Below are 11,942 nucleotides of genomic sequence, written 5' to 3'. Positions count from 1 at the left end.
CCAACAGAGCCCCGTGCCCCAGCGGCGGGACGCCCGCGCGGTGATGGGGATCGAGCACGGTGCCGCCGCACCAGACCGCCGCCGGCGCACGCGCCGCCGCCAGCACCTCGGCGGCGGTGGTACCGGGGGCGACCTCGAGGTCGCCCACGCCCTCGACGGTCACGATCATGGGTCGAGTGGACCTCGCGCACCGCCGAGAACGTGCGACGCGCGCTCGACCCGTGGAGGGGCGCGGCCGCGTCAGGGGCTGGTGACAGCGGCTCCGCCGGCGGGCGGGTCGAGCGGCACCAGCACGCCGTCCTGGTCGACGAGCCCGGCGTACCAGGAGTACGTGCGGTCGAAGTATGTGCGCGGAATGCCCTGCAAGCGGTAGGCGGATTGGCGCACTACCGAGCTCTCGACCACCTGCGGATCCGCGGACCACTCGAACCACTCGGGGTTCCGGGTCAGCACCACGGGCGCCGTCTCCCACACCCCGGCCATCGCGGCCATCTTCTCCGGCGTAAGCGCGCGCAGGGCGAGGACGGTGGGCTGGTCGCACGTGACGCGCAGGGAACCGAAGTGGGAGGAGGTGCCCGCCAGGATGATCGGGCGTCCCGGGGCGAGCGCGCAGAGCTCGTCGAGCTGTTCGCGGGCGCCGCCCATCTCGCGGACGAAGACGGGCGTGGCCCCGGAGATCGGCAGATCGTCGCGAAGGTCGATCGACACCCACGTGGTGAGCGGCAGGACCACGAAGGCCACGGCTGCCGTGGTGCGCGCCGTCCGTCGCGCCCGCGGCGTGCGCAGCCGCGCGGCGAGCCACCACGCGGCGACGGCGGCCGCGATGGCGAAGCCCGGCAACGTCACCGGTTCGAATCGCCGGAACGCCCAGAGCTGGTCGGGGACGATCTCCGGATTCCAGAAGTACAGCAGCGACGTCGGGAGCACCGCGCCGAGCAGGAGCAGCCAGCCCCCACGGGACCGTACCGCCCACATCGTCGCGAGGCCCAGCCCCACGATGCCCAGCGCGACGAGGGGCCACGTGAGGTAGTAGCTCACCCAGGTCACGGTGTGCTCGGCGTAGGTGCGCGTCGGGTCGATCTCGAGACCCTGGGCGCTTTGGAACGACTCGACCACCGAGTTGGTGAAGCGGTCCACGCTGGACTCGGTGCCACGCCGCGAGACCCACCACAGGGGGCGCGACGCCAGGACCGCGAGCAGCAGCGAGACCCCCGCGCCGGCGGCGATGGCGCCCCGCCGGCCCAGCACCGCGCGCAGGCCCGTCGCGAGGCGGTCACCGCCCCAGAACCAGGTGATCATCCACGCCGCCAGCAGGACCGCCACGGCGGAATACCCGAGCATCAGCGTGCGCGCCTGGTCGCCCAGCCGCTCCGCGTACGACTCGCTCCATCGCCACAGCGCCGCGTAGCCGGCCATCAGCACGCCGGCCTGAACCAGCACGATGCCGAGGCCCAGCCCGGCGCGCCGGGCGCGCGGACCCTCCGCCACCGCGAGCGCCACCACCGCGGCCGCGAGGAGGCCGAGCGCGAACACCGCGCCGTCGATGCGGATGAACGAGGTCGCTCCCGAGGCGACGGCCCCGAGGAGCGCGGCGCCCGCACGCCGGTCCTCGATGCCGCGCCACAGCCACAATGCAGCGGCGAGCACCAGTACCAGGGTGAGCGGCTCCGTATACGCGGACCGCGACAGGCCGATGTGGGCGACGGACAGCGCCACGGCGGCCGCGGGGGCGAGCGACGCGAGCGGTCCGAGCACGCGCCGCGCGAGCGCATAGACCACCAGGATCCCGACGGCGCCGATGGCGAGGTTCGCCACCAGCACGCCGCGGTCACCGCCGATCCACCCGCCGGCGGCGATGAGCGCGGAGAGCATGCGCGCCCCTTGGGGCTGGATCGCGTCGCCGCGCAGGTTCCACGCCTCGGAGGCGTCCGCCAGCACCGATCCGTCGACCGCGGCCGCGTCGATCGACCCCAGCGTGGGGATGTCGCTCTCGGGGTGGTCGACCAGCCACATTCCAGTGAGCGTGAGGAAGCCGGGGTCCCGGACCACGATGAGGAACTCGGCGGACATGAGGGCGTTCGCGACGGCCCACACGCCGGCGCCGGTCACGGCGATGGCGGCGCCCCAGCGGTCCGCCGCGGTGACGCGGGTGGGCGTGGGCACCACGCGCCACGCGAGGGCGAGGCCTACCGCCGCCGCCGGCAGCACCGTCCACGGCTCATGGAGGCCCACGGACACCCAGGCGCCCGCCGAGAGCGCCAGCATCACGGCAGCGAGGACGATGCGTTCGGGCGCGGCCACCAGGGCGGCGGCGGCGCGTGCGTGCCCGCGTCCCGCCACGGAGCTCGAAGCGTGTGCCGTCACGGCCACTCAGCGTAGCCGCGCGCATCGTCCCGGGTCTCCGCCACGGCCGAAGGGCGTGCTTGCGAACTCCGCACGCCCGAGTACTGTGGCGTCATGACGCGAATTGTTTTGGTCGAAGATGACCCGACCATTTCAGAACCCTTGACCCGTGCTTTGGGCAGAGAGGGGTATGACGTCGAGTGGCACGGCAACGGGCTCGGCGGGGTCGGGGCGGCGGGCGATGCGGATCTGGTGATCCTGGACCTGGGCCTGCCGGACATCGACGGCATCGACGTCGCGCGCCGGATCCGCGAGAAGGGCCTGCCCGTCCCGATCCTGATGCTGACCGCGCGCGCCGACGAGGTCGACCTGGTGGTGGGCCTCGACGCGGGCGCGGACGACTACGTCACCAAGCCCTTCCGGCTCGCGGAACTGCTGGCCCGGGTGCGCGCCCTCCTGCGCCGCCGCACCGGCACCGAGGCTGGTGCCGATCTCGAGGTGGGCGGCGTGCGCATCGACGTCGCCGGCCACCGCGCCTACCTGGACGGCGAGGAGCTGCAGCTGAGCGGCAAGGAGTTCGACCTGCTGCACGTGCTGGTGGCCAGCGCCGGGTCCGTGGTGTCGCGCGACACGCTCATGCGCGAGGTGTGGGAGGCGGATCCGGGCGCCCCTTCGAAGACCCTCGACATGCACGTCTCCTGGCTGCGGCGCAAGCTCGGGGACGACGCCTCGCACCCCCACTTCATCACCACCGTGCGCGGGATGGGCTTCCGCTTCGAGACCGGCGCGTAAGGGGCCCCGTGCGGCGCCGTGTCCTGGCCGCGACCTTCTCGGCGCTCGCCGTCGCGGTGGTCATGCTCGGCATCCCCCTCGCCGTCGCGGCGGTGCAGATCATCCGCGACGATGCGCTCCGCGACCTCGACGTGCGTGCCACCACGGCGGCGAGGGCCCTCGAGGTGCGCTACCTGTCGGGGGAGTCGATCACCGAGGACAACGTCTCCTCGTTCGTGAGCGACAACCCGGGTTCGCCCTCGTACATCTACGCACGCCTGCCCGACGGCACCGTGATCACGGCGGGGGAGGAGCCCTCTCCCGCCTATTCGGAGAGCCACGCCACCGATTCCGGGATCGTGGTGCTCGCGTACATCTCTTGGTGGGACGTGTTCTGGCAGGCCGCCAGGATCGTGGGCCTGGTGCTGGCGAGCGGCTCCGTCGCCATCGTCGCCGGCGTCGCCATGGCGACGTGGCAGGCGAATCGGCTGTCCGCGCCGCTGGTGTACCTGGCCGCCTCCGCGGAGCAGCTCGGGTCGGGTCAGGTCCGGCCGCGCCTCGAGAAGACCGGCATCGAGGAGATCGACCTGGTCGCCGACGAGCTCTCCCGCTCCGCGGACCGGATGGCCGCGCGGCTGGCCACCGAGCGGCAGTTCGCCGCCGACGCGTCGCACCAGCTGCGTACGCCGCTGACGGCGCTCACCATGCGCCTCGAGGAGATCTCGGCGCTCACCGATCAGGACGACGTGCGCGAGGAGTCGGAGAAGTCGCTCGAGCAGGTCGAGCGGCTCGTGGGCGTGGTCGACGAGCTGCTGGGGCGCTCGCGCCGGGCCCTCGGCGCCGGCACCGAGCTGGTGCACCTCGACGCGGTCTTCGACCAGCAGCGCGAGGAGTGGGCCCCTGCCTTCGAGCAGGCGGGGCGCGCGCTCATCGTGATGCCCACGGACGCGACGGTGTTCGCGACGCCGGGCGGTCTGGCGCAGGTGCTCGCCACGCTGATCGAGAATTCGCTCAAGCACGGCGGCGGCGCCACGCGCGTGACGGCCCGCGACTCCGGACAGAACCATGCCGTGGTCATCGACGTGTCCGATCACGGCGACGGTGTTCCCGACGATCTCGCGCCGCGGATCTTCGAGCGGGAGGTGACGTCGGGGCGCGGCACCGGCCTGGGGCTGGCGCTCGCGCGCGACCTGGTGACGGCCGACGGCGGCAGGCTCGAGCTGGCTCAGCGCGTCCCCGCCACCTTCGCGGTGTTCCTCCAGGGGGTGCCGCGCATGGTGGACATCGAGGAGATCGTGCCCCACGGCCAGCCGGTCGACCCGCGCAGGCGTCGCCGCTAGGCCTCCTCGCCCGGCGCGGCGGGCGCGTCGCCGGCGACCACCGCATCGTCCCCCGGCGCGGAGAACACGAACAGTCCGTAGCCCGCGTAGCGCGTGACCGTGCCCAGTCCGATGCCCACGAGCGACGCGATGTTGTCCGCGAGCAGGCTGGTGAACCCCCACGCGTGGTGGCTCACGGCCACCGCGCCGGCCTCCACCGCCAGGGCGAGGGCGTTGACCAACCCGAACAGCACGAGCTCCCGTGCGGGACGATGCCGGGTTCGGCCCTTGTAGGTCCAGCGGCGGTGGGCGACCCACGCGAACAGGATCGAGGTCAGGGTGGCGATCACCTTGGCCGTCACCACGCGGTCGTCGTCGCCGGCGATCTCCGCATCGGGGCCGAGCGGGCCCAGCCGCAACAGGTTGAACACGCCCAGGTTCACCACGATGCCGGCGAGGCCCACCACGCCGAAGCGGGTCAGCTCGCCCGCTCGCTCGCGGATCCATCGCACGATCACGAGGCACGAGCCTAGACCCCGGTAGTTTGGTGCCATGACCCCGATCGTCGCCGTCGTCGGCGGAGGCCAGCTCGCCCGCATGATGGCCGCCCCCGCCACCTCGCTGGGCATCACGCTGCGCGTCCTCGTCGAGTCCAGCGAGGCCGCCGCCGCGCTGCCCGCGCACCAGACCGTCGTGGGTCTGCCCACGGATCCCGACGCGATCGATCGACTGCTCGCTCACCCGCGGCCGGACGCGCTGACGTGGGAGCACGAGCACATCCCCGCGGAGGTCTTCGACGCCGCCGCCGCCGTGGGCGTGCCGGCGCGGCCGGGTCTCCACGCCCTGCTGTACGCGCAGGACAAGATCGAGATGCGCGGCCGCATGGACGCGCTCGGCCTGCCCAACCCCGCGTGGGCGCACGTCGAGACCGAGGCGGACGTCGAGGACTTTCTCGCGGTGCACGGCGGCCACGGGGTCCTCAAGACGGCGCGCGGCGGCTATGACGGCAAGGGCGTCCGCGTCATCGACTCCCCTCACGCAGCGGTGGACTGGCTCCGGGCGGCGGCCGACGGCGGGCCGCGGGTGCTGATCGAGGAGAAGGTGCCGTTCGAGCGCGAGCTCGCCGTGCTGGTGGCGCGCCGTCCCTCGGGTGAGATGCGCGAGTGGCCCACCGTCGAATCCATTCAGCGCGCAGGGGTGTGCTCTGAGGTGATCGCGCCCGCGCCGGACCTGTCGCCCGCGCTCGCGGCCCAGGCGGCGAGCATCGGCGACGCGGTGGCGAGCGGGCTCGGCGTGGTGGGGGTGCTGGCCGTCGAGCTGTTCCTCGCCGGCGACCGGCTGCTGGTGAACGAGCTGGCGATGCGCCCCCACAACTCGGGCCACTGGACCATCGACGGCGCCGTCACCAGCCAGTTCGAGCAGCACCTGCGCGCGGTGCTCGACCTCCCGCTGGGCGACACGGCGGCCACGGCGCCGTGGACCGTGATGGCGAACGTGCTGGGCGGCGCGCGCGCCAGGCTCACCGACGCGCTCTCCGAGGTGGACGATGCGGGAGCCAGGATCGAGCTCTATGGCAAGGGCGTGCGCGCCGGCCGCAAGGTGGGCCACGTCAACGTCTCGGCCGCGACCAGGGACGAGGCGTACGCCAGGGCGGTGGCGGCCGCCGCTATCGTGAGGGACGGAGGTGGCGCATGAGCGCGATTCGGGTGGGGCTGGTCATGGGGTCGGACTCCGATTGGCCCACGATGAAGGCGGCCGGGGAGGCGCTGGACGAGTTCGGCATCGGCTACGAGAAGGATGTGGTCTCCGCCCACCGCATGCCCGAGCAGATGATCGCGTACGGGCGCGAGGCGGAGTCCCGCGGGCTCGCGGTCATCATCGCGGGAGCGGGTGGCGCCGCCCATCTGCCCGGCATGCTGGCATCCGTCACCGCGCTGCCCGTGATCGGCGTGCCCGTGCCGCTCCAGCACCTCGACGGCATGGACTCGCTGCTGTCGATCGTGCAGATGCCCGCGGGCGTCCCCGTGGCGACGGTCTCCATCGGCGGGGCGCGCAACGCGGGCCTGCTCGCCGCTCGGATCCTCGGCTCCGGCGAAGGAGCGGAGGCGGAGCGGATCCGCTCGCGCATGGTGAGGTTCCAGGCGGAGCTTCGGGACGCCGCCTACGCGAAGGGTGCGGCGCTCCGCGACTCCTGAGGACCCCGCTAGGCGGTCGCGCAGCTGTCGAGGATCTCCTGCTCGGTCTCGCGGTCCGGGGTGGGCGACACCGAGGGGGTGCTGCTGGTTCCGGGAGACGTGCTGGCGGACGGCTCCGGCGTCGCCGACGCGCCGTCGGTCGGCTCCTCGACCGGCGCGATCTGCTCGTCGGCCTTGAGCAGCGCGAACATCGCGGCCGCCTCGTCCTCCTTCCACACCACGTCACCGCTGCCGTCGCTGGGGTACATCCACGGCACGGTGGTCATGTAGAGGTTGTCGGTGTCGAAGTTCCGCAGGCTCCACGCGAGACCCAGCAGCGAGTGAGAGTCGCCCAGCTTCGGGTCCATGGTCAGCGATTCGGCGGTGGCCGTGATGAACTCGGTGCCCTTGGTCGCGTCCGTGAGCAGGTTGAGCCCCAGCGCCTTCCGGGCCATGTTGGTGAGCAGCTCCTGCTGGCGCTCGATGCGCATGAGGTCGGAGCCGTCGCCCAGCCCGGAGCCGGTCCGCGCCCGGGCCCATGCCAGCGCCGTGGTGCCGTCGAGGACCTGCGGGCCCGCCTCGAGGTCGAGGTGGGCCTTGCTCGAGGAGACGTCGTTGGGGATGCACATCGGGACGCCGTCCAGAGCGTCGACCATGTTGACGAAGCCGCTGAAGTCGATGACCGCGTAGTGGTCGACGCGGACGCCGGTGAGGTCGTAAAGGGTGGTCGCGACGCAGGCCGCAGCCTCGGCCACGTTCCCGTTCTGACCCCCGTTCGCGAACGCGATGTTGAACTTGCCGGTCCAACCCTTGACGGTGCTGCCGTCCAGCATCTTGCAGTCCGAGACGCGCACGCGCGAGTCGCGCGGGATCGAGATCATCTCGATCCGCGACCGGTCGGCGGAGATGTGCATGATGATCGTGGTGTCGTTGCGCATGCCCCCGACATCGCCCTTGCCGAGCTCCTCGTTGGCGTCGCCCAGGCGCGAGTCGGAGCCGAGCAGCAGGATGTTGAGCGCCTTGCCCGCGGAGTCGTCCTCGGGCGTGGGGGTCGCATCCGGGGTGGCCGAGGGCAGCAGCGCGGAGATGTCCTGAGTGGTGAAGCTGTTGTCGATGCGGTTGAGGCTGGTCTCGACGAAGACGAGGCCGAATCCGGCGACGGCGGCGAGGAGGGCCAGGATCGCTGCGAGCGCCCGGTGCGACGGGACGCGGGTGGCGTGGCGAAGTCGCCTACGGCTGCGAGGATCGGTCACCTCGACGGTCATGGACACTCCTGGGCTGAACGTGCGCGCGCACGTGGGTCGGTACTGGCGACACAACGCTCGCGGTGCGGAAAGCGTTCCTCACTCATGTGTCAGCGGCAGGCGCCCAGCAAGTCCTCGAGGGACGTCGCGGACGAGGAGCCGGCAGGCTCCGCGGTCTCGGACGGCTTCGGCGAGGACGTGGTCTCGTCCTTCTTGCCGTCGTCCCACGCGGAACTCGCGTCGCCCTCGGCGGTCACGGAGATCGGTCGGTCGTTTCTCATATCGTCCCACATCTGCTCCGCCTCCGGCAGGATCCGCACGTTCAGCCGGTCCTCGGTATAGGCCCACGGCACCGTCTCGAAGGCGATGTCCCTGGCATCGAGGCCGCGCACGCTGTACGCGAGCGCGAGCAGGGAGGACGTGTCCGCGAGCTCGGTGTCCATGGTGAGCGACTCGGCGCCGGCGCGGATGAACTGCGTGAGCTCGCCCACGTCCGTCAGCAGATTCTTCGACAGCACGGTGCGCGCCACCTGCTCGAGCATTTGCTGCTGGCGCGTGATGCGCTGCAGGTCCGAGCCCGAGACGCCGCCCTGCTCGGCGGTGCGCAGGCGCGCGTAGGCGAGCGCGGTGGTGCCGTCGAGCACCTGGGGTCCCGGCCGCAGATCGAGGTGAGCCTTGGAGGAGACGAGCCGCTCGGGAATGCACATGGGCACGCCGCCGATCGCGTCCACCATGTCGATGAAGCCCGTGAAGTCGACCACTGCGTAGTGGTCGATGTAGACGCCGGTCATCTGCTCGACCGTCTTGATGGTGCACGCCGCGGCCTCCGCCGCGCTGCCGCGGGCGCCCCCGTGGGAGAACGCGATGTTGAAGTCGCCGGTGGTGCCCGGAACCGTCGATCCGTCGAGGTAGGTGCACGCGGGGATCTCCACCTGGGCGTCCCGGGGAATCGAGACGGCCTCGACGCGGGAACGGTCCGCGGAGACGTGCACCAGCATCGTCGTGTCGTTGCGCATGCCCTGGACGTCCGAGCCGCCGCCCACCTTGAGGTTGCCGCCGTCTCGCACATCGGACCCCATCACCAGGATCGTCAACGGGCCGTCGGTTCCCGCGCCGGCGCGCTCGGGACGGTCGCCCACCAGTGCCCGCACGTCCTGCGCGTGATACGCCGAGTCGAGCTGATCCACCACGGTGTTGCCGTAGACGAGCACGAATCCGGCCACCCCGGCCGCCGCGAGGGCCGCGTACCAGAGGATTCGCCGCACCAGGCCGCCGCGCGCGTGGCGGGCCTGGACCTGTGCGGTCTCGGTCATCGCGCTCCTCGTGCTGTGCTCCGGCGTAGCGGCAGTCTAGGCGTGGGACCGCCGTGTTCCCGGGAGGCACGGGCCGTCTTCCGCGGTCCGTGCCGGCTCCGCGTGGCCGACACGCCCGGCCGCGCGTGCTGCGAGGTTTGTCACGTCTGGGAGTTTGGACTTGACGTGTGGGGATTACACGGCTGTAATTCCTCTAGACGGGTTCAGATCCGTCGCGAACGGAGGTGGGGGCCAATGTGGAATATCTACGAAGGCTCGGTGCCCTCTGACGCAGGCAAACCGGCATCGACACTGGCGTCGGTGGTGGACATCTTCAGCGGTACCGAGGATGACGGACCGCTGGGTTGGCAGGAGCGCGCGCTGTGCGCCCAGACCGATCCCGAGGCGTTCTTCCCTGAGAAGGGCGGCTCCACTCGCGAAGCCAAGAAGGTGTGCACGTCGTGCGACGTGCGCTCGCAATGCCTGGATTACGCGTTGGAGAATGACGAGCGGTTCGGTATCTGGGGTGGGCTGTCGGAGCGCGAGCGCCGCAAACTCAAGCGGCGCGCGGTCTAACCGGAACGCCTGCGTGGGAGCCCGATGAGCCCTGCGCGCCTGCTGGTGCGCGCGGTCGTCGTCTCTGACGGCCGCTCGTCCCGGCTACCCGAGGTGCTCGCCGCGATCGCGGCGCAGTCGCCGCGCCCCGACGTGGTGCACGTGGTCCTGCCCCCAGGAGCGGCACGCCCCGGAGCGCCCGACGGGCTCCCGGTGGAGTGGAGCCACGGCGCGGACCGCTACTCGGACGGCGTCGCCGAGGTGCTGGCGTCGCACCCCGCCCACCCCTACGAGTACCTGTGGCTGCTCCACGACGACTCGGCCCCGCTCGACGGCGCGCTGTCGCTGCTGGTGGCGACGGCCAAGAAGCGCACCGCCGCCGCGGTGGTCGCGCCCGCCCAGGTGAGATGGGACGATGTGGGCCGCCTGGTGGGGCTGGGCGTCACCACCACCCGGGTGGGCGCGCGCCGCATCGACCTGGTCGATGAGGACGACATCAACCAGGGCCAGTACGACGAGCGGGACGATGTGCTCGCCGCCTCCCTTGCGGGATCGCTGGTCAGGCGGGAGGTCTGGGAGGAGTTCGGCGGGCTCGAGGCCGCGTACCGGGGCTTCGGCGACAGCCTGCACTTCTGCCGCAGGGCCTGGCGCGCCGGCCACGACGTGGTCATCGTCCCGGTCGCGAAGGTGCGCCACGCCCAGGAGTCGCTGACCGGGGTCAGGTCGGGATCCTCGCGGGGCCGCTCGTCGACCTACGGCGCCCGGCGCACCGGCGAGTGGATCCACGCGCTCGCGTGGTCGCCCCTGGCAGCTCTGCCGCTGCTGCTGGTGTGGGCGTTCGTCTCCGCCGGCACTCGTGCGGTGTTGCGGATCGCCCAGAACGAGTCGCGCATGGTGGGCGCCGACCTCGCGGTGCCGTGGCGCGTGCTCGCCAGACTTCCCGAGCTGCCGGGCGTGCGTGGGCGGATCCGGCGCGGCTCGAGCCGGCCCCGCGCCGCCGTGCGTCCCTTCCTGGTGGGAGCGCGGAGCGTGTTCTCCCACGTCCGTTCTCGCGAGATGCGCGCGTACGACCGGTGGCGCGCCCAGACCGCCCCGTCGGACCTGGTGCGTGGCGAGATCGCGGAGGCCGCGGTGCGCCGCCGGGCCGCGCTGGGGCTGCTGACGGTGGCCGCGCTCGTCGCCTCGATCGCGTTGCACGGCACCTGGATCACGGCGATCGCCTCGGGTCGGATGCTGACCGGTGCGGCGCTGGGCGTCACCGACCTCTCGCTGGCGGCGCTGTGGGAGCGCACCTGGTCCGGCTGGGCCCCGAGTGGGTTCGGCCTCCCCGCGCTCGACGGGGCGTTCGCGGCGCTGCTGCTGCCCGCGGCCGTGCTGCCCGGGGGCGCGCGCGTGTGGGTCGGGCTGCTGCTGGCGCTCGGCGTTGCGATCGCCACCCTCTCGGCCTGGTTCGCGCTCGGCGCGGCGACCCGCTCGGTCTGGGTGAGGGCGCTCGGCGCGCTGGCCTACGGGCTATGGCCGCTTCACCTGCAGGCCATCTCGGACGGGCGGGTCGGGCCCGTCGTCGCCCACCTGATGTTGCCGTGGTTCGCGCTCGGACTGGTGCGGGCGGCGGGCTGGCATCGGGGCGAGGCGATCGGGGATGGCGAGGAGTTTCCGGCGCGCCGGCCCGCGTCGCCCAGCGCGGCGATGGGCGCCGCATTCGCGCTCGCGGTGGTGGTCGCGGCCACGCCGGCTCTGCTGGCTCCCCTGGTGGTGGTGGTGATGCTCGCCGGAGCCTTCGCGGGCCGCGCTCGCTGGCGCCTCTGGGCCGCGGTGGTTCCCGCAATGATCGTCTCCGGCCCCGGGCTGGTCGCGGCGTGGCGCGCGGGACCGTTCACCGTGGACGCATGGGCCCTTCTCGCGAGGGAGAACGGCCCCGCCCTTGCCTCGGGCGCGGTCGACCCGTGGCGCATCGTGCTCGGTCTCACCGATCACTCCCGCGGCGCCCCGGGCCTTCCCGAACTTCCGGGCACCCTGGTCGCGGGCGCGATCGGGCTCACGGTGGTCATCGGCGCCGTGCTCGCAGCGCTGTCGGGACGCACGCCGGGGGCGGTCGCGGGCGGCCTCGTCGCCGCCGCGCTCGGCGTTGTCGCGGCCGCCGCCGCGCAGGCGACCGTGGTGGTGCACTCCGACGGCGCCGGCCAGGCCCCGGTCAATGGCTTCGCCGGTCCGGGATCGTCGCTGGTCGCGGCCGGGCTCATC

Annotated in this window: 10 protein-coding genes; 6 read left to right on the top strand and 4 right to left on the bottom strand. The window is 72.6% G+C overall.

The features are described from left to right. Positions 1 to 240: 240 nt before the first annotated feature. Positions 241 to 2,364 carry a hypothetical protein gene (locus tag Q0L54_RS06800; RefSeq protein ID WP_296666449.1) on the bottom strand — a complete coding sequence of 708 codons (2,124 nt, stop codon included), beginning with the start codon at positions 2,362 to 2,364 and terminating at the stop codon, positions 241 to 243. 93 nt (positions 2,365 to 2,457) lie between these two features. On the opposite strand from Q0L54_RS06800, the gene Q0L54_RS06795 reads away from it, so the two are divergent. Together Q0L54_RS06795 and Q0L54_RS06790 are read left to right on the top strand one after the other, a co-directional pair. Beyond that, positions 2,458 to 3,135 carry a response regulator transcription factor gene (locus Q0L54_RS06795; RefSeq protein ID WP_296666448.1) on the top strand — a complete coding sequence of 226 codons (678 nt, stop codon included), beginning with the start codon at positions 2,458 to 2,460 and terminating at the stop codon, positions 3,133 to 3,135. 8 nt (positions 3,136 to 3,143) lie between these two features. Next, positions 3,144 to 4,454: an ATP-binding protein gene (locus Q0L54_RS06790; protein WP_296666447.1), complete on the top strand. Its 1,311-nt coding sequence runs from the start codon at positions 3,144 to 3,146 to the stop codon at positions 4,452 to 4,454. On the opposite strand, the gene Q0L54_RS06785 is transcribed toward Q0L54_RS06790, so the two are convergent. Beyond that, positions 4,451 to 4,951, bottom strand: a complete 501-nt coding sequence (locus Q0L54_RS06785) for a GtrA family protein (protein ID WP_296666445.1) — start codon at positions 4,949 to 4,951, stop codon at positions 4,451 to 4,453. The two genes, Q0L54_RS06790 and Q0L54_RS06785, sit on opposite strands and share 4 nt — an antisense overlap. A 34-nt stretch (positions 4,952 to 4,985) precedes the next feature. Here Q0L54_RS06785 and Q0L54_RS06780 point away from each other — a divergent pair, with 34 nt between their 5' ends. Together Q0L54_RS06780 and purE are read left to right on the top strand one after the other, a co-directional pair. After that, positions 4,986 to 6,128, top strand: a complete 1,143-nt coding sequence (locus tag Q0L54_RS06780; RefSeq protein WP_296666444.1) for a 5-(carboxyamino)imidazole ribonucleotide synthase — start codon at positions 4,986 to 4,988, stop codon at positions 6,126 to 6,128. Next, positions 6,125 to 6,628: a 5-(carboxyamino)imidazole ribonucleotide mutase gene (gene purE / locus Q0L54_RS06775; protein WP_296666442.1), complete on the top strand. Its 504-nt coding sequence runs from the start codon at positions 6,125 to 6,127 to the stop codon at positions 6,626 to 6,628. The genes Q0L54_RS06780 and purE overlap by 4 nt, the downstream gene beginning before the upstream one ends. An 8-nt stretch (positions 6,629 to 6,636) precedes the next feature. Here the strand turns inward: purE and Q0L54_RS06770 are convergent, their stop codons facing one another. Next, complete coding sequence (locus Q0L54_RS06770; RefSeq protein ID WP_296666441.1) at positions 6,637 to 7,872, bottom strand: LCP family protein; 1,236 nt, start codon at positions 7,870 to 7,872, stop codon at positions 6,637 to 6,639. An 89-nt stretch (positions 7,873 to 7,961) separates the two neighbouring features. After that, positions 7,962 to 9,164, bottom strand: coding sequence for an LCP family protein (locus Q0L54_RS06765; RefSeq protein WP_296666440.1), 1,203 nt, complete (start codon positions 9,162 to 9,164; stop codon positions 7,962 to 7,964). A gap of 234 nt (positions 9,165 to 9,398) precedes the next feature. Between Q0L54_RS06765 and Q0L54_RS06760 the strand changes: the two genes are divergently transcribed. Then, positions 9,399 to 9,719, top strand: a complete 321-nt coding sequence (locus Q0L54_RS06760) for a WhiB family transcriptional regulator (protein WP_296666439.1) — start codon at positions 9,399 to 9,401, stop codon at positions 9,717 to 9,719. Between the two features lie 24 nt (positions 9,720 to 9,743). Beyond that, positions 9,744 to 11,942 (top strand): glycosyltransferase (locus Q0L54_RS06755; RefSeq protein ID WP_296666438.1); only part of this gene is annotated, 2,199 nt, incomplete at its 3' end.

The organism is Demequina sp. (assembly GCF_024642165.1).
Classification (GTDB): Bacteria; Actinomycetota; Actinomycetes; order Actinomycetales; family Demequinaceae; genus Demequina.
Note: the sequence above shows the minus strand (reverse complement) of the source record. Positions and strands in the feature narration are given on the sequence as shown.